General features: G+C 35.7%; 18 protein-coding genes, 1 tRNA gene and 1 pseudogene. 13 read left to right on the plus strand and 7 right to left on the minus strand.

The genetic code is table 11. The features are described from left to right. Positions 1-60: 60 nt before the first annotated feature. On the minus strand, positions 61-1,194 hold the full coding sequence (locus tag ACULEU_RS01730) for a glycosyltransferase family 2 protein (RefSeq protein WP_445453737.1): 1,134 nt from the start codon (positions 1,192-1,194) through the stop codon (positions 61-63). Then, positions 1,185-2,108 carry a hypothetical protein gene (locus tag ACULEU_RS01735; RefSeq protein WP_445453738.1) on the minus strand — a complete coding sequence of 308 codons (924 nt, stop codon included), beginning with the start codon at positions 2,106-2,108 and terminating at the stop codon, positions 1,185-1,187. Before ACULEU_RS01735 ends, ACULEU_RS01730 begins: the two co-directional genes overlap by 10 nt. 83 nt (positions 2,109-2,191) lie before the next feature. On the opposite strand from ACULEU_RS01735, the gene ruvC reads away from it, so the two are divergent. The 7 genes and pseudogenes from ruvC (at position 2,192) to ACULEU_RS01770 (ending at position 6,792) form a co-directional block, all read left to right on the plus strand. Beyond that, positions 2,192-2,746, plus strand: a complete 555-nt coding sequence (gene ruvC / locus ACULEU_RS01740) for a crossover junction endodeoxyribonuclease RuvC (protein WP_445453739.1) — start codon at positions 2,192-2,194, stop codon at positions 2,744-2,746. 60 nt (positions 2,747-2,806) lie between these two features. Next, on the plus strand, positions 2,807-3,973 hold the full coding sequence (gene hemW / locus ACULEU_RS01745; RefSeq protein WP_445453740.1) for a radical SAM family heme chaperone HemW: 1,167 nt from the start codon (positions 2,807-2,809) through the stop codon (positions 3,971-3,973). A gap of 45 nt (positions 3,974-4,018) precedes the next feature. Further along, a pseudogene (locus tag ACULEU_RS01750) lies at positions 4,019-4,396 on the plus strand (GxxExxY protein). 48 nt (positions 4,397-4,444) lie between these two features. Further along, the gene (locus tag ACULEU_RS01755) at positions 4,445-5,215 is read left to right on the plus strand and encodes a cyclase family protein (protein WP_445453741.1); all 771 of its coding nucleotides are present in this window, start codon (positions 4,445-4,447) and stop codon (positions 5,213-5,215) included. Positions 5,216-5,244: 29 nt separating this feature from the next. After that, positions 5,245-5,646, plus strand: coding sequence for a GNAT family N-acetyltransferase (locus tag ACULEU_RS01760; protein WP_445453742.1), 402 nt, complete (start codon positions 5,245-5,247; stop codon positions 5,644-5,646). A 4-nt stretch (positions 5,647-5,650) separates the two neighbouring features. Then, positions 5,651-6,022: an MmcQ/YjbR family DNA-binding protein gene (locus tag ACULEU_RS01765; protein WP_445453743.1), complete on the plus strand. Its 372-nt coding sequence runs from the start codon at positions 5,651-5,653 to the stop codon at positions 6,020-6,022. Positions 6,023-6,066: 44 nt separating this feature from the next. Beyond that, positions 6,067-6,792 (plus strand): PH domain-containing protein, encoded by a 726-nt coding sequence (locus tag ACULEU_RS01770; RefSeq protein ID WP_445453744.1) that lies wholly within the window; start codon positions 6,067-6,069, stop codon positions 6,790-6,792. Between the two features lie 79 nt (positions 6,793-6,871). Here the strand turns inward: ACULEU_RS01770 and ACULEU_RS01775 are convergent, their stop codons facing one another. After that, positions 6,872-7,972 (minus strand): DUF4407 domain-containing protein, encoded by a 1,101-nt coding sequence (locus ACULEU_RS01775; protein ID WP_445453745.1) that lies wholly within the window; start codon positions 7,970-7,972, stop codon positions 6,872-6,874. Between the two features lie 131 nt (positions 7,973-8,103). Here ACULEU_RS01775 and ACULEU_RS01780 point away from each other — a divergent pair, with 131 nt between their 5' ends. Beyond that, a complete protein-coding gene (locus tag ACULEU_RS01780; protein ID WP_445453746.1) occupies positions 8,104-9,666 on the plus strand; it encodes a T9SS type A sorting domain-containing protein in 1,563 nt (520 codons plus the stop codon). Between the two features lie 141 nt (positions 9,667-9,807). Beyond that, positions 9,808-11,109 carry a T9SS type A sorting domain-containing protein gene (locus ACULEU_RS01785; protein ID WP_445453747.1) on the plus strand — a complete coding sequence of 434 codons (1,302 nt, stop codon included), beginning with the start codon at positions 9,808-9,810 and terminating at the stop codon, positions 11,107-11,109. A 2-nt stretch (positions 11,110-11,111) separates the two neighbouring features. Here the strand turns inward: ACULEU_RS01785 and ACULEU_RS01790 are convergent, their stop codons facing one another. The 4 genes from ACULEU_RS01790 to ACULEU_RS01805 all read right to left on the minus strand — a co-directional run bounded on the left by ACULEU_RS01790 (position 11,112) and on the right by ACULEU_RS01805 (position 15,417). After that, a complete protein-coding gene (locus tag ACULEU_RS01790) occupies positions 11,112-11,522 on the minus strand; it encodes a hypothetical protein (RefSeq protein ID WP_445453748.1) in 411 nt (136 codons plus the stop codon). After that, complete coding sequence (locus ACULEU_RS01795) at positions 11,522-13,339, minus strand: M56 family metallopeptidase (protein ID WP_445453749.1); 1,818 nt, start codon at positions 13,337-13,339, stop codon at positions 11,522-11,524. The genes ACULEU_RS01790 and ACULEU_RS01795 overlap by 1 nt, the downstream gene beginning before the upstream one ends. Next, positions 13,336-13,707, minus strand: coding sequence for a BlaI/MecI/CopY family transcriptional regulator (locus tag ACULEU_RS01800; protein ID WP_445453750.1), 372 nt, complete (start codon positions 13,705-13,707; stop codon positions 13,336-13,338). The genes ACULEU_RS01795 and ACULEU_RS01800 overlap by 4 nt, the downstream gene beginning before the upstream one ends. A 321-nt stretch (positions 13,708-14,028) precedes the next feature. Continuing rightward, positions 14,029-15,417, minus strand: coding sequence for a dipeptidase (locus tag ACULEU_RS01805; RefSeq protein ID WP_445453751.1), 1,389 nt, complete (start codon positions 15,415-15,417; stop codon positions 14,029-14,031). 108 nt (positions 15,418-15,525) lie between these two features. On the opposite strand from ACULEU_RS01805, the gene ACULEU_RS01810 reads away from it, so the two are divergent. The 4 genes from ACULEU_RS01810 (at position 15,526) to ACULEU_RS01825 (ending at position 19,650) form a co-directional block, all read left to right on the plus strand. Continuing rightward, positions 15,526-15,607, plus strand: a tRNA-Leu gene (locus ACULEU_RS01810). A 468-nt stretch (positions 15,608-16,075) separates the two neighbouring features. Next, positions 16,076-16,489, plus strand: a complete 414-nt coding sequence (locus tag ACULEU_RS01815; RefSeq protein ID WP_445453752.1) for a response regulator — start codon at positions 16,076-16,078, stop codon at positions 16,487-16,489. A 6-nt stretch (positions 16,490-16,495) separates the two neighbouring features. Next, on the plus strand, positions 16,496-17,038 hold the full coding sequence (locus tag ACULEU_RS01820; RefSeq protein ID WP_445453753.1) for a heme NO-binding domain-containing protein: 543 nt from the start codon (positions 16,496-16,498) through the stop codon (positions 17,036-17,038). Positions 17,039-17,040: 2 nt separating this feature from the next. Beyond that, on the plus strand, positions 17,041-19,650 hold the full coding sequence (locus tag ACULEU_RS01825; RefSeq protein ID WP_445453754.1) for a PAS domain S-box protein: 2,610 nt from the start codon (positions 17,041-17,043) through the stop codon (positions 19,648-19,650). The last annotated feature ends 6 nt before the right edge of the window (positions 19,651-19,656 follow it).

The raw sequence follows: 19,656 nt of genomic DNA on the forward strand, positions 1-19,656 counted from the left end.
TGTCCACTATATCTTTTTCCCGTTTGAAAAACGAGAAAAAGGATGCCGTTCCCATCTGGGCTAGTTAGAAAACCTTCTTCCTTTCCAGGTAAAGCTGCCAAAAAGCGAATAAAGCCCCACCAAACTACAGAAAAAAGGATAGAGAATACTACTCGCCATCGGTACAAAAAACTTCCCTTTGCGCAAATACGCATTCGATTGGTAAAGCAGGATATAATCGACACTATATTTTACGGCAAAAAAGGCGAGTGTAGTACTCCAATCTAATTTTCCGACAACCGATAACCCACAACCCACAACCAATCCAAGATTCATAAACAGCACCACAACAGCTAGCATTTTGGCATAACTACTGTCGTACCCCGTTGTTTTACCCGCCCAGCGAACCCGCTGCATAAAGAGTTTGAACAAGTCATTCTCGGGCTTTGTTTTTACAATAACATCTGGATTTTTTAGATAATGTACTTTGTCTTTATTAACGTTGACGGCTTTTTGCAAGAGTAAAACATCATCGCCACTCGCTTTATCACTGATGCCGCCAAAACCACCAATGGCGTTAAAGAAGTTTTTGGTATAGGCAAAATTAGCACCATTACACATAAAAGGTTTTTCCATTCCAAAACTGCCAATGGTCGTGCCTTGTAAACTCATCAAATCCAATTGCTGAAAATGATGGAACCAGTTGTTCTTTACTTTATACATCACCGAGCCCACAATCATTTCAGGCTGGTTTTCTTGGATATAACGGTCTAAAGTTAGCAGCCAGTTTTTGGGAACGATACAATCGGCATCGGTTGTCACAATCCACTCATGTTTGGCAATCGGAATTGCTCTTGTAAGGGCATCTTTCTTGGGCGAATAGGAGAGTTGCAGGTTTTCTAAAAGCGTGGTATCTACTGCTTCATGAGCCATACGCCATTGGTTGTAGATCTTCACCGACTGGTCTTTAGAAAAGTCATCCACCATTACAATCTGCAATAAAGAAATGGGGTAATTCAGCCTCGAAATCGATTCTAAAAGTGCCTTCAGATTCTTTTCCTCATTGCGGAACGGAACTACAATTGTAAAAGCCGTTTTCGGAGGAGCATTGGTAGGTTCAAAGGTTTTGACTTTGGTAAACCCTAAAATAAGCTGCACTATAAAAACTACATAAAGCACTGTAATGATGGCTAAAACAAGCGTAATTATTTCCATTTTGGTTTGAATTTAAGTACATAATAACTTCCGATAACGACAGGCAAAACCACATTAAGAAACCACATCAGCGTAGCTATAAACACTACAATCCACTCATTCACCCCCAATTTCCCGAAGAAAAAAACAGCAACACTTCCTTTTACAGCAAAGTCCAAAAATTGAAAACTCGGTAACGAAGACGCCAAAAAATAAACGGTCGCTATGGATGCCATCATTGTTAGATAGGGTAAATCTACATCAAAAGCGAGAAATAAAAAATAGTACTGATGTGAAAAAACCAAATACCGGCAAAGCGCCAAGACGATGTTTTTTTGATGAATAGGTTTCGGAATTTCATTGATTTTGGCCAGTAGTTTTTCAATCGAATAGCCTTTAATTTTGATGGTTTTGGAGAGGAAAGAAGCAAGAAGCAAGAAGCAAGAAGCAGCAAGTATCGCCAAAGCCCATTGCCAATAACCAATAAGAAACAACCCAATCGTTCCGAAGATAATAGTCAGAATCATTTGAATTCCGTTGCAGATCAGGTTTAGGAATATGATTTTCTTGGTTTTCTTTTTGTCAAAGTACAAGGCCTTTCCGGCGTATTCACCAAGACCGTTAGGGGTAAAGATTCCTGCTGTCAGTGCGCCCAAAACCTGTTTGGTCGATTCGCCCACAGTAATCGGTTTGATAAACGAAACCAGGTTCTGCCATTTCAGTATTTCCAAGAAACGATTAGCGACACTAAAACTCAGCAGTAACAAAATTCCCAAAACAGATTGCTTTTCCTCGAGCAACTTTAGGAACTTCGGCCAGTCCAATTGGTCATTGTTTGCCAGTTGGTCATAAATAAAATAAAAAGCCCCGCTTACTATCAAAAGTTTGATTAGAAAAACAAGGAATTGCTTAGCTTTGTCTGGAATTGTTATCATTGCCTCAAAAGTAGTCAATTTGAAGATTTGAAAATTTGGAAATTTGAAAATGAAACACAATCTTCACCAAAACAGCAACCACAATGTCCAATGAACGCATCATATTAGGAATTGACCCCGGAACAACCATTATGGGTTTTGGACTGATAAAAGTCGTGAACAAAAAAATGGAATTCCTTCAGTTGAACGAATTGATTCTGAGTAAATACGACGATCATTACACCAAACTGAAAGTCATTTTTGAGCGTACCATCGAACTCATAGAAACCCATCATCCGGACGAAATTGCCATTGAAGCACCCTTTTTTGGTAAAAATGTCCAATCGATGCTGAAACTCGGAAGAGCCCAAGGTGTGGCCATGGCGGCAGGACTATCGCGACAAATTCCGATAACCGAATACGAACCCAAAAAAATAAAAATGGCCATCACCGGAAACGGAAATGCCAGCAAAGAGCAAGTTGCGAAAATGCTCCAACAGCTTTTAGGGTTGAAGGAATTACCCAAAAACCTCGATTCTACCGATGGGTTAGCGGCGGCTGTCTGTCATTTCTTTAATTCGGGAAAAGTAGTTGGCACTAAAAGCTATACCGGCTGGGATGCCTTTGTTAAACAGAATGAAGAACGAATTAAAAAATAGTTTTCAGTCGCAGTCGCAGTTTTCAATTCTGCAGGCTGAGACTGAGACTGCAAACTAATAATGAGCGGTATCTATATTCATATCCCTTTCTGCAAACAAGCGTGTCATTACTGTGACTTTCATTTTTCGACTTCGTTAAAGAAGAAAGAGGAAATGGTTTTGGCTTTAGCCAATGAAATAGTGTTGCGCAAAGCCGAGTTTAAAGAGGAGGTTGTCGAAACGATTTATTTTGGCGGCGGGACACCTTCGATATTGGAAATTGCCGATTTGCGATTTTTGATTGATACAGTTTATGAAAATTATAAAGTAGTCGATAACCCTGAAATCACTGTTGAAGCCAATCCTGATGATTTAACGGAACAACGCATTATCGAATTTTCCAACAACCGAATCAACCGTTTGTCTATCGGAATCCAGTCGTTCTTTGAAGATGATTTAAAGCTGATGAATCGAGCCCACAATTCGGAGGAAGCCCAAAAATGTTTGGAAATAGCCACCCTATATTTTGACAATATTTCTATCGATTTGATTTACGGAATTCCCGGAATGACCAATGAAAAATGGCTTCAGAATATAGCAAAAGCCTTGTCCTATAACATTCCGCATATCTCTAGTTATGCCTTGACGGTTGAACCCAAAACGGCTTTGCATAGCTTTATTCAAAAGGGAATCATCGTACAACCTGATGATGAAGCGGCTCAGGAACATTTTCACCTTCTGGTGGATACACTCGAGGAAAACGGATTTATTCATTATGAGTTGTCCAATTTTGGCAAAGAAGCGTATTTTTCCAAAAACAATTCGAGTTATTGGCTCGGGAAAAAGTACCTAGGAATCGGACCTTCGGCACATAGTTATAACGGAATATCCAGAAGCTGGAATGTGTCAAATAATACACTTTATATCAAAGCATTAGGAGAAAATCATCGACCTTTCGAAACCGAAACCTTAACCCTAACTGACCGTTATAACGAATACGTAATGACTGGTTTGCGAACGATTTGGGGCGTTTCCTTAGACCGAATTGAAACGGAGTTCGGCAAAAAACACCTTGACTATTTAAATCAACAAGCAGCAAAATATATCGAAGAGCAATTGTTAGAAATCGTCACTTCGAGTGATTTTGAGTATCAAAATCGTATCGAGAAGGTTTTACGCACGACCAAATCCGGGAAGTTTTTGAGCGATGGAATTGCGTCAGACTTATTTTTGCTAAATTTGGATTAGTTAACCGCAATGTTCGCAAAGAAGAAAGCAAAGAACGCTAAGTTTATGACAGAAAATGAATTGTCTAAAATTGTTTTTGACAGTGCTTTAAAGGTACATCAAACATTGGGACCAGGACTTTTAGAAAGTGCTTATGAAGAATGATTGTTTTATGAATTAAAGAAAAGTGGATTAGACGTTCAGAAGCAGAAAGCTCTTCCACTTATTTATGAAGAGGTAAAACTTGATGTTGGTTAAAGGATTGATATTATCATCGAGAATAAAATAATCCTAGAAATTAAATCAGTTGATGCTTTAAATGATGTTCATTTTGCTCAATTGCTAACATATCTAAAACTGACAGATTGTAAGTTAGGATTGTTAATCAACTTTAATGTAACACTGATAAAAAACGGAATAAAAAGAATAGTTAATAATCTTTAAAACCATTGCGAACCTAGCGTAATCCTTTGCGCTCTTTGCGGTTAAACTATGATAGCAAATATCCAAAACTTCCAAATTGATTTATCAAAACCTCTTGATATTTCCCTCCCACTAAGCAATACCGATGCGAATCCGATTGCGTGGTATATCGAAAAACCCACTATTGAACCCGTTCGTTTTGGTGATTGGATCGGAAAAGTATCAGAAGGAAGCTCGACCAATTTCAACAACATTTTCTTCAATCCACACGGACACGGCACGCACACCGAATGCCTCGGACACATCACACGTGACTTTTACAGCATCAATCAATGTCTGAAACAGTTTTTCTTTTTGGCCGAATTGGTTTCAGTCCATCCTAAAACCATTGGAGAAGATTTAGTCCTAACCAAAGAGCAACTTGAACAAGCTTTAGTTGGTAAAACAACGGAAGCTTTAATCATAAGAACACTACCCAATCTGCAAAGCAAAAAGCACCAAAACTATTCGAAAACCAATCCGCCATACCTAGAGGAAGAAGCAGCGATTTTCATCCGCGAAAGCGGCATTAAACACCTACTAATCGATTTGCCAAGCGTGGACAGAGAAGAAGACGAAGGGAAATTAGTGGCACACAAAGCCTTTTGGAAAGTAAAAGATGTCAATAATCTCAACGAAGATGCACGCTTAGACTGTACCATTACCGAAATGATTTTTGTAGAAGATTTTATAAAAGACGGAAGCTATGTACTGAATTTACAAATAGCTTCGTTTGAAAATGACGCCAGTCCGAGTAAACCGATTCTATATGCTATTTTAAATGATTTAGATAATTCATAATTTAGAATTTATAATTTAAAATAATTTCTATGATTACTATTTCCACAGATAAAAACAAGTTAGACGTTCCGTTTGTCCAAAACTTCCTCAAGGATATTTATTGGGCTGCAGGAAGAACCATTGACGAAGTCCAAACAACAATTGATGCTTCGTTTTGTTTCGGAATTTATTTAGATGATGAACAAATTGGCTTTGCACGAGTCGTTACAGATTATGTGGTTTTTGCTTATTTAATGGATGTTTTTATTGATGAGAAGCAGCGTGGTAAAGGATATTCGTCCATATTGATTGATTCTATGATGAAAGAACCACAACTGAAAGAGGTAAAAATTTGGCGATTAGCAACATCTGATGCGCATTTTTTATATGAAAAATTTGGATTTAAACCTTTGGCACATCCCGAAAAGATGATGGAAAAAGTTATAAAATAGGGTTATGAATATTCAACAGTTATACGAATTTTGCCTTTCTAAAAAAGCAGTAACCGAGCATTTCCCGTTTGACGAAGACACTTTGGTGTTTAAAGTAGGTGGCAAAATGTTTTGCTTAACGTCTTTAAAAGAATGGGAAAAAGGCAGTCCGTCTTTAAATTTAAAATGTGTTCCGGAATATGCAGAAGAACTGCGTGCTGAATATGAAGCCATAAATCCCGGCTATCACATGAGCAAGGTACATTGGAATACTGTCGATTTTAACAGCGATGTTTCCGATAAAATGATGTGCGAACTCATTATTCATTCCTATGATTTGGTTTTCAAAAGTTTGACTAAAAAAATTCAAAATGAAATTCTACAAAGTGAGAATTAGGCATTACTTTTGCAAAGCATTTTCAGCACATTAAAATTAAAATCATGTTAGATAATTTAAAGAAAATACTCAACGAAGACCAAGACCCTAAAGCGATTGAGAAAATCACCGCCAAACTGGATAATCTTTTGATGTCCAACGAAGAAGTTGGTTATATAGCGGTTCAGAAAAAGCCGGCAGTAACTATTTTCCCCGACAGTATTGTGGTTACTAACAAAAGAATTATTCTTTGCAAACCTAAGAATTTAGGCTTGTCCATGGAGTTTGTAGATTATGATTGGGATGATATTGAAGCAAGTTTTGTAAAAGAAGGTATTTTAGGTTCCGATTTCACCTTCTCCACCAAATCCGATTTGACGCATACCGTAGAGTATTTGCCAAAAAATCAAGCTCGAAAACTATACACTTATGCCAAAGAACAATTGGAATTATTAAAAACGCCTAAATCAGCCACGATAGTGCCCGAACAATCTCAAGCTTTAGACGCAGAAATTATTCAAGAACCCGAAGTTATAGAAGAAATTCCAACCGAAGAAACTTCTCATTTTACGGTTCCGAGTTTCAACGAATTGGCACAGCAGGTTATTCCGGTTGCGCAATCGGGCTATCGTGATGAAAAACAGTTTCCCGATGATAAGTCCGGTTTAGGAGATTTGTCGCAGGATGAATTATTCGAAAAACTTCAGAATTATAAAAAATTGCTAGACAACGGACTAATTCTACAAGGCGAATACGACGCTTTGAAAAAAGAAATCTTAAGTTTTATGTAATTTAAGTCAATAGTAATAAGCCAAAAGGCAATAGTTAAAATTATAACTATTGCCTTTTTACTTTTGCCTAATGCCTAGTTTACATTGATTTCTTCTGCTTTTCTACAAAACCATCAGCTTGGAGTTTCAGCAAATCTAGGGCTCCTTTTTTCTTGTAGTTGTATAATTCTTTATCGTCTTTGATGTCGGCGTATACTTTGTCATAAATCTCCGCGTCGGTTTTCTTTTGCAATTCGCTTTGGTAGCGGTTTTGCGAAATCACATTTTTGATGCCCATTTCTAAATCTTCCTGCTTCAAATCATATTCGCCTTTAGGCGATAACAGTTTGGCAATAATTGGCGAAGTTTCAATGGCTAAAAACAGCAGCATAATAAAGAATGAAGGCAACCATGGTAATTTTCCCAGCGCATTGATGCGAGCCATTAAACCATCAAAGCCGTCAATTATAGGTTGGGTTTCGGACACTTTTTTGTCCAAATCGGTTTGCAGTGTTTTAGCTCGGAGTTCTTTATCAGCAATGATTTTGGCGCTGTTGATTTTGAGCGAATCCAACTGTTTGACTGCTAAGTCGTGCGCCATTCTTTTTTCTTTATAAATTGGGCCTTTCCCCATTTTCTTCGTTCCGGCAGAACCTTCGGCTTCGGTGATATACGAATCGTATAAGCCCGCCACTTCTTTTTCTTTTTTGCTAATCGAGGATTTCAGGCTATCCATTTCCGCTTTATTTTTATCAACATCGGTTTTGAAATAATTGGAAACCTGATTTTTATTGGCAATGGCCATTTCATTTTTTTGCTTTAAGATTACAGCATTGATTTCTTTTTCAAAAATCTTAATTTCTAGAGGTTTTGAAATGACAATAGCGATGATTATGGCTAATACAATTCGGGGTGAGGCTTGAATAAATTCGTCCAAGAAGCTGTCTCTTTTTTTGATGGTAGCCACAATAAACCGATCAAGATTGAAGATTAAAAGTCCCCAAACCAAACCGAAAGCTAGGGCAATGTAAGGATTGTCAAAAACAGTGTAGAGTGCATAACTACCGGCAATAAAGGCCATAACTGCTGTAAAGAAAACGGTGGCGCCAATTCCGGCATACTTATTTTGTTCGCCGTTGGAACACGAGTTCACAATGTCGCTGTCGACACCTGAACACAGGAGGAAAAAACGTTTTAACATGATGATTGATTTTAGATTTCCAAACAAGTTGGAACGATTGATGATGATTGCTATACAAATTTAACGCCAAAAAATATTTTTTATTATGTATGATGATTTTTTATTTAAATTTATACAAAAAAAAAGAGGCTATGACTTCAAAATTACTCAAATCAGGCATAATCTTATTGCTGAGTTTTTTCAATTTAAATGCTCAAGAAATTGATAGTTCATTTAATAATGGTAGTATTGTAGTGCCTACTATTTCTGTATTGTCTTCACAAAATGAGAAAAGCAGACAAGTTCTGATTCAAGATGATAATAAAATAATCATAATAAGTCATATTTCAAATTTCACCGATTCTTCTTATGGAACGTTACGTGGAAGTATCATCGAACGATATAATTCTGATGGAACATTAGATGTAACGTATGGCACTAATGGAAGAATTCAAATACCTCATGTTTCGATAAAAGGAAAAATTTTAAGTGATGGAAAATTAATTATCGGTTCCATTGTCTACAGACCACAATCAAATTTTCAATACTATGTGGGCTTTGTTAAATTAGATAACAATGGTAGTTATGATGCTTCTTTTGGTACAAATGGAGTTATAGCTACACAAACCTTTGTTTTTGATGGGTTTGGAGATAATTTTACCGAATTTGAGTTTTCTAATTCTGGGAATATCTATTTGCTGTCTTGGAATTCCATTGTTTCTGGTGGACAACCCAATATACAATATAACACTTCATTATATAAATTTAATAGTAACTGTGAAATAGATACTGCCTTTGGGAATAATGGATTGTTTTTCCTTAGATCAACTGCTGCTCAATTATATGTGAATCGCCCTTCGGATGTTTTAGAAGATAATTCAGGGAATGTTTTTTTGTCAATGGGTAGAAATGAAAAAATAATAAAACTGTCAAGTTCCGGAGTTTTAGATGCAAGTTTTGGAAATTCTGGGATAATGAATGTATCAAATGGAGGGGTTTTAAAGTTTATTCAAGTTCCAGGTTCAAAATTTCTTTGTAGTACAGAAAATAGTTTAGTGAGGTATAATGCCGATTTTAGCTTGGACAATACTTTTGGAAACAATGGAATTTTAAACGATAATAACAAAAGTTTTGAACAATTTCAACTCGATGCTACTAATAGGATTTTGGCTATTGGTAAATTAAACACTACTGTTAGAACGTTGTCAAGGTATACAGAAAATGGGGTTTTAGATACTAGTAGTTCAGATGAAGGGGTTACCAATATTTCTTATACTTCCTTAGGATATCGTTATAATTTTATAAGTGATTTTAAAATCCAAGCAGACAATAAGATTGTTCTTTTTGGGTCATATGATTTGTATAATAATGGTGTTAATTATCAGTTTCAGCGCTTTTTGACAAGATTAAATCCAAATCTGTTTTTTACTCTTGATGATAATGAATTTGAAACGGAGGTATTGGATTCAAAAGTTTATCCAAATCCTTTTCAGGATTATTTTAATATAGCTATCACATCAAGTGATGCTGTTAGTGCTGACCTCTACGACAGTAATGGAAGGTTGCTACAAAATATTTTTCAAGACAAGTTGTTTACAGGTACTTATGACTACGAAAAAGTTGCTCTATCCTACAACTTATCGAAAGGAATCTATTTTGTTAAACTTAAAAATAGTCTAGGGGTTACCAAAACAATTAAAATTTGTAAAGATTAAATCGTTTTAATCATTTCATAACGATGATTATAAAAATATAACGCCAAAACTTTTTGATTATTGTAAAGCGTTGAAAATTAATACACTCTTCTTCTTTTGTCCAGAATGTATTAGTACATTTATGAAATAAATCTTTCATTTATGAAAAAATTCTACGCTTTAACTCTGCTAGTGTTTACTTTATTTACTAATGGTCAGATAATCAACTTTCCTGATCCTAATTTTAAAGCGAAGTTATTGCAACCAGACGTTGCATTTGATAATTATTATATGTCAATAAATTTAGATGCCAATAGTAATGGTGAGATTGAAGTTAGTGAAGTTCAGAATGTTATTTTTCTAAATGTCTCCAATAGTTCTATTTCGGATTTAACAGGAATTAGTTTTTTTCTCAATTTATGGTCATTAGATTGTAGTTATAATTCGCTGACAAGCATTAGTATCGATAATTCCATAACCCTCATGAGTTTGTTTGCCAGTCACAATCAATTGACTTCCATCAATGTTAATTTTGGAAATTTTGACCCCGATTTCGATCCTAGATTAGATTTAAGCTTTAATAATTTCACGACTTTTTCCATCAGTGATGTTATTTTTAATGATGGTTTTATAATAAGTAATAATCAGCTTACTACTCTCAACATCCATAATTGTGTTTTTAGCTCATTATATGTAGATTCAAACCGATTGACGAATATAAACTTCAGCGGAAACAATACTATCTACGCTAATGCTAGTTTTATAAACAACCAATTTACCGTACTGGATTTAGCTGGTGCCGGTATTTCTTATGAGTGTCATGTTTTTTTAGGCAACAATATTGAGGATAGGGTTCAAAATTTGTTTTGGGGAGATATTTATTACAGCTCAATCAATACTTTTTTTGATTTGGGAGATTATAGAGCAACTACATCCTGTGATCCAGTAGACGGAGGAAATGTATATATTGAATCTTGTCCTAATTTGCAAAACATCAATTTCAAGAATGGTTATGATCACATGTTTATTACCTGTGATGAAGGAGGAGATATTTTTCAGAATCCCTCAATTAACCTTCGAATTAGCGATTGTCCAAATTTAACACAGATCTGCACGGATGAATTGGAGCAGCCTACCTTCCAAGTTCAGTTGGATTGGCAGGGTCTTCAAAATCAAGTTCAGGTTAATACCAATTGTACTTCTTTGGGTATAGACTCAGAAGCAATTATAGCAGAAGAGCCATTTACTATTGCTCCGGTTCCGACTTACAGTATCTTACAAATACAAGCACGAGAAGGTTTTTCCATTAATAGCCTTGAAATATTTAACAGCTTAGGGCAAATCGTTCAAAAGGAAGTTGGCAATCAACAGAATATCGATGTTTCAAGATTGTCATCTGGAATTTACTATTTGAAAATCAAATCAAGCGAATCAAGTTATACAAAACGATTTATCAAAGAATAGTGCTATAGTTCAACTTCAGAAACTAAAGCGCCTTTTTCATATTTTTTAATACCGATAAGCGTTCCTTTGTTATCATAGAATAACCAATCTCCGGTTAAATACCAATGTGTTCCGTCTTTTTCTTCCAGGATTATAGATTTCCCTTTTGAAGTTACTTTGCCCTTCGCATCAAAAGTAGTGATGTAACAAAGCGTATCCTGATACTGCTCGGTTTTAACCAATTTTCGGTTTTCAAAATGCTTCCAAATCTTAATTTCACGACTTTTAGAATAACGTCCTTTTGATTTGTATAGGATGCCATTGACAGTGTCTTTGAATACCCATTTTCCTTCCCGATGATGATCGATAGTTCGGTTGATTTTACAGCTGCTAAGCACTATAACGAAACAGAACAGAATAATCCTTGGATACATTAGTTAGGCGATACTGATATTGGCAGCGCATACAAAGTTCGCACGGTAGTTTGATTCATTTTCCCAGGTTTCCATTTGGGCGAATTTTTCAAAACTCGTTCTGCTTCTTCTCTGGTGCCATAACCCATGTCCTTTATGATTTTGATGTCGCTCAAGCTACCGTCTTTCTCCACAACGAAAGTGGCTATCACTCTACCTTTCAGTTTCTTTTTAGCTACTTCTTCCGGGATTTTAAAATTGGCGCCAACGTATTTGTAGAACTCCGAAATGCCGCCTTCAAATTCCGGTTTTTCGGTTAGACCAGAGACGTCATAAATTTCATTTCCGGGAGATGGTTTTGAAGGTTTCTTATTTTTGACAGTATCTTGAAGGTATAGATTGTTCTCCTCTTTTCCGGGAGAATACCATAATAATGTATCCGCTTTAATTTTTTTAAGAGTTTTTACATTTTTTGATGGATCATAATTAGAGATTCCCATTTTCAAGGTATCGTTGCTGAATTTTAGATGATGATTTTTTAAATTTTTATCAAAATAAGCTTTGGTGTACAAATGATACTGATAGTTTTGCGGGAATTTTTTAGACCTCGCATTTTTATGAACGAATGATGCTGTATAGTGCTTAAAATCGGACGATTGGTATTTTTTTAATTCGGAATTAGCAACGACTCTTTCATCAATCCAAACAGCATTCTTGTTTGTAGCGGCTAATGTTGCCAAAAGCTTTTCTGTGATTCTGTTTTCCTTCATTGGACTAGGAACCCAGTTCAAATAGGCTCTTTTTTGCTCCAGTGTCAAGTCTTCATACATTTCGTTGATTTCGATGCCATATCGGTGATCTTTTAGCATAATACGAACGCCTGAGTAATAAGCATCTCTTCTTTTATCGTCTGTTTCCGATGTGCCAAGTTCAACACTACTAACTGCAACAGCTGTTGCGGCTTTTTGGTCGATTTTTTCTTGGGCAACTACTTTAAAGCAGATAAAGAAAATCAAACCCGCCAGAATCGGGACAATGGCAATTTTCTTTACTAACGCTATTTTTTTCGAAGTGTTTTTGGTCATCATAAGTAATCGTTTTTTAGTTACTAAATAGTTTAAATTACTAGCTAAGGATATTGTTGGGTTTCCGATTCCTTTTTGCAACAGCAGGCTTTGGTAAAACGGAACATTGTTATAGGAATGCACCACTTTTTCGTCTGCAAGGAATTCATGGTTGAGTTGAATGGCTTTTTTATAGAAAATAAATAGAGGATTGAACCAAAAAAGAACCTTTAAAAACTCAATAAATAAGATGTCAATAGTGTGTTTTTGGGTAACATGAACCAATTCGTGGGTATACAATTCGGCTTCAATATTCCGTTCTTTATAATCTTCAGCATTGATGAAAATGGAATTCCAAAACGTATGCGGAAGTGTTGCTTCTTCTAGTAAAATCAGGGTCGCATTTTTGTATTTCACTGCTGGATTTGAAGTTGTTTTTGAAACTAATTTCCAGATGTTTTTTCCGAATCTAATGGCTAAAACAAAAGTGATTAAACCATACAAACTCCACAATACTATCGGAAGATAGTCTGTGGTTTCCGGAGTTACTTCGACAGCAACCGGAAGTAAAGGAACAGTGGTGTTAACTTCTGCGACAGCGGGAATAATTTTTACAATCTCAAAAGTAATCAACGGAAGTACTAATGCTATTACAATGGACAACAATAAATACAACCGATTGAACTGGTGCATTTTTTCTCGTTCTAAAACCAAATGGTAAAAGCCCAGAAAAAAGGTTAAACTGATGGTTGATTGGATGAGGAAGTCGATCATTTTTTCTTTTTTTGAAGTTCAACATCGATGATTTTTTTTAAATCTTCCAGTTCTTTTTCGGTCAAATTGGTAGAGGTTGTAAAGAAGGAAGCAAATTGCGAAGCTGAATCGTTAAAGAAGTTTTTAATCAATCCGTTCACATGCTTTGAAAAATAATCCGATTTTTTTACCAACGGATAGTATTCTCTGGAGTTGCCGAATTCTTTGTAAGCTACAAAGTTTTTGTCGATCATCCTTTTTAAAAGAGTGGCCACGGTGGTGGTTGCTGGTTTGGGTTCGGGAAAGGCTTCCAATAAATCTTTCATGAACGCTTTTTCAAGTTTCCACAAATGTTCCATTAACTGTTCTTCCGAATTGGATAATTGCATTGCTCTACGTTTTAAGAATTAACTCTACAAATGTAGAATAAAAATTCATTTCTACAACTGTAGAGACAAAATTTAACATTTGGTTCTAGTGATTATGGTTTGCGTTAGGGATTGTAGAGGAAATCCTGTCTTTGCGTCATCAATAATTGTATCAGATTGCTTTGCTCCTCGCAAGGACAGATTGCAGCGGAAAGCCCGACCTTGTTGCTTGCTGAAATTACTTTTTTACTATAAGTTTCCGCAACAAGGTAACGCCCTAATAAAAAATCCGTTACTTCAATAGAAATAACGGATTGGTTTAATGCGTATTGGAGGCTGAACTTATTTACTCAATTCCACAAAATACTTATAAAACAACGGAATGGTTTCAATACCTTTCAGGTAATTAAAGATCCCGAAATGTTCGTTTGGCGAGTGAATGGCATCGCTGTCTAAACCAAATCCCATGAGGATTGTTTTCGATTTTAATTCTTTTTCAAACAAGGCAACAATCGGAATACTACCACCGGAACGCACAGGAATTGCCGGAACGCCAAATGTTTCCGTATACGCTTTGTTAGCTGCTTTATATCCAATGCTATCAATAGGAGTCACATATCCTTGTCCGCCATGATGTGGTGTTACTTTCACTTTTACCGCTTTTGGGGCGATGCTTTCAAAGTGTTTCTTGAACAATTCGGTGATTTCTTCCCAATCCTGATTCGGAACCAAACGCATCGAGATTTTGGCAAATGCTTTACTCGCAATGACTGTTTTCGCACCTTCTCCGGTATAGCCGCCCCAAATTCCATTGACGTCTAAAGTAGGACGAATGGAGTTTCTTTCGTTGGTCACATAACCGGTTTCGCCATAAATATCTTCAATATCTAGAGCTTTTTTATAATGATCCAAACTAAAAGGCGCTTTGGCCATTTCGGTTCTTTCGGCGGCAGTCAGTTCTTCTACTTTATCGTAAAATCCGGGAATGGTAATGTGATTGTTTTCGTCGTGAAGGGATGCAATCATTTTGGTTAAAACGTTAATTGGATTGGCCACAGCACCACCATACAATCCGGAGTGCAGGTCGCGATTAGGACCGGTAACTTCTACTTCAACATAGCTTAAACCGCGTAATCCTGTTGTAATACTAGGTTGTTGATTGGAAATCATTCCGGTATCCGAAATCAAAATCACATCGCAACTTAATTTTTCCTGATTTCTTTCGACAAACCAACTCAAGCTTTTGGAGCCTACTTCTTCTTCACCTTCAATCATGAATTTCACGTTGCACGGTAGATTATTATTGGCAATCATATATTCGAAAGCCTTTACGTGCATGTACATTTGCCCTTTGTCATCGCAAGAACCACGGGCAAAAATGGCGCCTTCCGGATGGATTTCAGTAACTTTAATTACGGGTTCAAATGGAGGAGAAGTCCACAATTCCATAGGATCTGGTGGTTGTACATCATAATGACCATACACCAAAACGGTGGGTAAACTTTTGTCGATGATGTGCTCTCCAAAAACGATAGGATATCCCGGTGTTTCGCAAATTTCTACGTGTTGGCAACCTGCTTTTTCTAAGGAAGCTTTTACCGCATCAGCAGTGGCTATTACGTCGTGGGCATAAGCGCTGTCAGCACTTACAGAAGGTATTTTTAATAATTCGATTAATTCATTGATAAAACGTTCTTTGTTTTGTTGAACGTAGTTTTTTATGTTGTCCATGGATGTAAGTTTGATAAGAATCAAAAGTACAAAAAATGCTTCTGATTTTTTTTAAATATTTTCCTTTGAATGTTTGAAGTTATGTTTATATTTGCACTCACAATTTACGCGGGTATGGTGAAATTGGTAGACATGCCAGACTTAGGATCTGGTGCCGCAAGGCGTGTAGGTTCGAGTCCTATTACCCGCACTTTTAGAAACGCAAATCTTTACTTTATAAAGGTTTGCGTTTTTTGATTTTTAAAGTTAACCAACTATTGCCTAACCATTTGAAATTCTTTTAATTAATTTAATAAGAAATAGAAAAAAGCTAATTATTTAGTTTTGTTAAAAGTAAGAAGTTCTCCTAATCTTTGAGGGGAGAACATTAGCGGCTGGCTAAGCAATCTTGTGCAATTATAGCCAAAGCACTCCTTTTAAGAATTCTTTTTTTTCTCAAAAGAGTTTTGTCTTTCTACAATTAATATCCGTTGTACTAGTTAAATTTTCAATCTTCATAAATTTTTTACATCATTGACAAAATTGAATAGGCAATTTCAATCAACCCATCGACACTTTTCTACCATTCGTCTACACTATAATGAAACTTAACGAAAAGAATTGAGTCTAGAACCCATTTTAATCTAGTTTTGAAATTGGATAATTATACTTATGTAAAATGGTTAGGTCATTAAATATATTATTGATAGAAGACGACGCAATTGAGGTAATGAAGTTCAACAGAGTGCTTGCAACGTTGAAAATGAACCACAAAATTATCGAAGCCAATAATGGGGAAGAAGCGTTGACAATTTTAAAAGAAAAAGAAATCATTCCGGATATCATTATCTTAGATTTGAATATGCCGCGTATTAATGGCATCGAGTTTTTGAAAATTTTAAAGAACGACGACTATTTAAAATACATACCATCCATTATTTTGACTACTTCGAATAATCATAAAGATGTTATGGAATGTTATAAAATTGGAATAGCCGGATATGTATTAAAGCCTTTAAAATACGAAGATTATGTAGAACGTATCCGAAAAATGTTGGAATATTGGAGCACTAATGAATTAATTTCTCAATAAAATCATATGTACGGAATTGTAAACAAAGCCATTGAAGACTTAGTGATTGCAAACTTCGGAGAGGAAAAATGGGAAGCCATTAAAGAAAGAAGCGGCATCGATATCGACTTTTTTATCAGTAGCGAACCCTATGATGATGATGTGACTTTCAAATTGGCAGTGGCAGTTTCAGAAGAAATGAACATGACTGTTGGTGATGTGCTAATTGCCTTCGGCGAATGGTGGGTCATCAAAACAACTTCTGAGAAATATACCGGATTAATGCAATCCGGAGGGAATAATCTTAAAGAATTTTTATTAAATTTACCCAACTTCCACAATCGGGTGATGTTGATTTATCCTAAACTAACTCCTCCTGAATTTAAAGTAAGTGATGTGTCTGAAAACAGTATTCAGTTGCATTATTTCTCTAAACGTCAAGGCTTACAAGAATTTGTGAGAGGTTTAATTCAAGGACTCGGAAAAATGTACGACACACCGGTCACTATCGAATTAATGCAAACCCGAAACGAAGGAAGTACTCACGAAATATTCAAAATAAGCTGGTGAAAATGGATGGATTAGAATTTAAGTTTCAAGAAGAATCTTTCAATAAATTATTCCCCTATTTTATTCTAATCGACTCCGCTTTTCAAATCGTTGGATTTGGAAAAAGTATTGCTAAGATTTGCCCAAATTTAAAAGGGAATGTCTCCTTTAACGATTTTTTCGCACTTAAACGACCACATGCAGAAACCAATACATTTGGTGAATTATTACATTTCAGTAATCAATTGGTGGTTATTGAAAGTAAACTTGATGGCGTAGCACTTAGAGGACAATTTGAACTTCTTAATGGACAATTATTGTTTGTGGGTTCACCTTGGTTCAACTCTATGAATGAAGTAGTTGATAAGAATTTGACTATCAATGATTTTGCTATTCACGACCCGCTACTAGATTTATTACACGTTTTAAAGAATCAGGAGATTTCTGCTCAAGAGTTAAAAGAAACCCTTATAACAATTAACAAGCAAAGAAATGACTTAAAAAAAGCCAACAAAGAAATTCATGATATTGCTTTGTTTCCCACTCAAAATCCGGATCCTTTAATTCGATTAGATTTTGAGGGTAATTTGCTTAAAAGAAATCCAGCGGCTGAAATTCTCTCGTCATTTATTCATAATGAAAAAGAATATGATGCTGAAGCCTTTTTTAAACTCATTATTAACCAAATTGATGTAGACCAAGAACGTTATTTTTTTGAAACCAAATCAGGGTCTAAAGATTACTCCTTCGTTTGTAAAAGTCTCAAAGAGGAAAAATACATCAATATTTATGGGCGAGATATCACTGAACAAAAAAAGAACAGAGCAGAACTAGAACGGTTGTCATTAGTAGCCAGTTCAAATGAAAACGGAATCGTATTTACCAATCCTAATGGGAGAATTTTTTGGTGTAATGAAGCCTACACGACATTGACGGGTTATCCTAAAGAGTTTATTCTAGGTAAAACCCCAATAGAAATCGGGAAATGTGAACACACCAATACTGATGATTTTTCAAAAATGCTAACCCCATTCTTTAAAGGTGAGCCTTTTGAAGTAGAACTCATTCACGGCAAAAAAGACGGAAGTCATTTTTGGTCCCGAACCAAAGGCCAACCCATTTTTGACGAACAAGGTCATGTGGAGCAGTATTTTGCAATGCTTGAGGATATTTCTCTTAAAAAGCGCTATGATGAAAGTCTGGAAATAGAAAAAAGCAAATACCAGAATATTATTGCCAACATGAATTTAGGCTTGCTTGAAGTTGATCTGAACGATGAGATTACTTTATCAAACAATAGCTTTAATGAAATGAGTGGCTATTCCTCTGAAGAGTTAATAGGTAAAAAAGCAGCAAAGTTATTAATGCCAAGAGAAAGCCAAGAAATCATTCGTGCCAAAAATGATTCGCGAGAAAAAGGCATCACCGATTCCTACGAAATAAAAGTATTCAACAAAAAAGGGGAAAAAAGAAACTGGTTAATTAGTGGTGCTCCCAATTATGATCTTAACGGAAATGTTATAGGTTCTATTGGTATACATCTCGATATTACCGAACAAAAAGCTCAAGAAGAACAATTATTAATGTTATCGCTTATTGCGGAAAAGAATATTAATGCTGTAGTTATCGCTGACAAACATGGTGCTATTGAATGGGCCAATACTAGTTTTTTACACATGTCTGGCTTTTCAATGGAGGAAATTTTAGGGAAAAAGCCAGGTCATTTATTACAAGGACCAGAAACCAATCCGGAAACAGTGAATTACCTGAAAGACCGCATCCAAAAAGGATTGCCTTTCAATTGTGAGATCATCAATTATTCAAAAACAGGTGAAAAATATTGGATTAGTATTCAAGGACAGGCGCTGTATAACTCTAAAAACGAAATCATCAAATTTTTTGCCATTGAGGAGAATATTACCAAGAAAAAAGAGTTTGAACAACAACGAGAGTTTCTAGTTGATAGCTTAGCGAAAAGTAATAAAGAACTAGAAGATTACGCCGCTATAGTATCCCATGATTTAAAATCACCATTGCGAAGCATTCATTCTTTAATCACTTGGATTAAGGAAGATAATGACAAAGAGTTTAACCCACAAACTTTGCAGTATTTGGGAATGATAGAAAATAAAGTAGAAAAAATGGATCACCTTATTGAAGGCATCCTTACCTACGCCAAAATTGACAAAGCCGATGTGGCAATGGAAAATGTCAACACTCAGGAAATTGTTCAAAACATCATCAATATCATTCATATTCCGTCACACATTTCTGTTACCATCAAAAATACTTTGCCAGTCATCAATGCGGATCGATTCAGAATCCAGCAATTGTTTCAAAACATTATAAGCAATGCTGTGAATTATATAGATAAACCCACCGGATTTGTTGAAGTAGATTGCCAGTCGTTGCCAAAGCATTACGTTTTTACAATAAAAGATAATGGGCCAGGAATCGCTAAAGAAAATCAAGAAAAAATATTTAAAATATTCCAGTCCTTGGGATCTAGTGATAAATCAACCGGATTAGGACTTTCAATAGTAAAAAAAATAATCGATTTGTATCAAGGTAAAATCTGGATAGAAAGCGAATTAGGACAAGGCGCCACCTTTTTTATTAAACTAAACAAATAAATGTTT

It is taken from the genome of Flavobacterium sp. 25HG05S-40, from assembly GCF_052654735.1.

What these genes read in the sequence shown, in the direction of transcription:
- ACULEU_RS01730 (WP_445453737.1), bottom strand. Translation starts at nt 1,194, where the DNA reads ATGGAAATAATTACGCTTGTTTTAGCCATCATTACAGTGCTTTATGTA.
- ACULEU_RS01815 (WP_445453752.1), top strand. Translation starts at nt 16,076, where the DNA reads ATGGTTAGGTCATTAAATATATTATTGATAGAAGACGACGCAATTGAG.
- ACULEU_RS01775 (WP_445453745.1), bottom strand. Translation starts at nt 7,972, where the DNA reads ATGTTAAAACGTTTTTTCCTCCTGTGTTCAGGTGTCGACAGCGACATT.
- ACULEU_RS01790 (WP_445453748.1), bottom strand. Translation starts at nt 11,522, where the DNA reads ATGTATCCAAGGATTATTCTGTTCTGTTTCGTTATAGTGCTTAGCAGC.
- ACULEU_RS01765 (WP_445453743.1), top strand. Translation starts at nt 5,651, where the DNA reads ATGAATATTCAACAGTTATACGAATTTTGCCTTTCTAAAAAAGCAGTA.
- ACULEU_RS01825 (WP_445453754.1), top strand. Translation starts at nt 17,041, where the DNA reads ATGGATGGATTAGAATTTAAGTTTCAAGAAGAATCTTTCAATAAATTA.
- ACULEU_RS01800 (WP_445453750.1), bottom strand. Translation starts at nt 13,707, where the DNA reads ATGCAATTATCCAATTCGGAAGAACAGTTAATGGAACATTTGTGGAAA.
- ACULEU_RS01820 (WP_445453753.1), top strand. Translation starts at nt 16,496, where the DNA reads ATGTACGGAATTGTAAACAAAGCCATTGAAGACTTAGTGATTGCAAAC.
- hemW (WP_445453740.1), top strand. Translation starts at nt 2,807, where the DNA reads ATGAGCGGTATCTATATTCATATCCCTTTCTGCAAACAAGCGTGTCAT.
- ACULEU_RS01735 (WP_445453738.1), bottom strand. Translation starts at nt 2,108, where the DNA reads ATGATAACAATTCCAGACAAAGCTAAGCAATTCCTTGTTTTTCTAATC.
- ACULEU_RS01755 (WP_445453741.1), top strand. Translation starts at nt 4,445, where the DNA reads ATGATAGCAAATATCCAAAACTTCCAAATTGATTTATCAAAACCTCTT.
- ACULEU_RS01785 (WP_445453747.1), top strand. Translation starts at nt 9,808, where the DNA reads ATGAAAAAATTCTACGCTTTAACTCTGCTAGTGTTTACTTTATTTACT.
- ACULEU_RS01795 (WP_445453749.1), bottom strand. Translation starts at nt 13,339, where the DNA reads ATGATCGACTTCCTCATCCAATCAACCATCAGTTTAACCTTTTTTCTG.
- ACULEU_RS01805 (WP_445453751.1), bottom strand. Translation starts at nt 15,417, where the DNA reads ATGGACAACATAAAAAACTACGTTCAACAAAACAAAGAACGTTTTATC.
- ruvC (WP_445453739.1), top strand. Translation starts at nt 2,192, where the DNA reads ATGTCCAATGAACGCATCATATTAGGAATTGACCCCGGAACAACCATT.
- ACULEU_RS01780 (WP_445453746.1), top strand. Translation starts at nt 8,104, where the DNA reads ATGACTTCAAAATTACTCAAATCAGGCATAATCTTATTGCTGAGTTTT.
- ACULEU_RS01770 (WP_445453744.1), top strand. Translation starts at nt 6,067, where the DNA reads ATGTTAGATAATTTAAAGAAAATACTCAACGAAGACCAAGACCCTAAA.
- ACULEU_RS01760 (WP_445453742.1), top strand. Translation starts at nt 5,245, where the DNA reads ATGATTACTATTTCCACAGATAAAAACAAGTTAGACGTTCCGTTTGTC.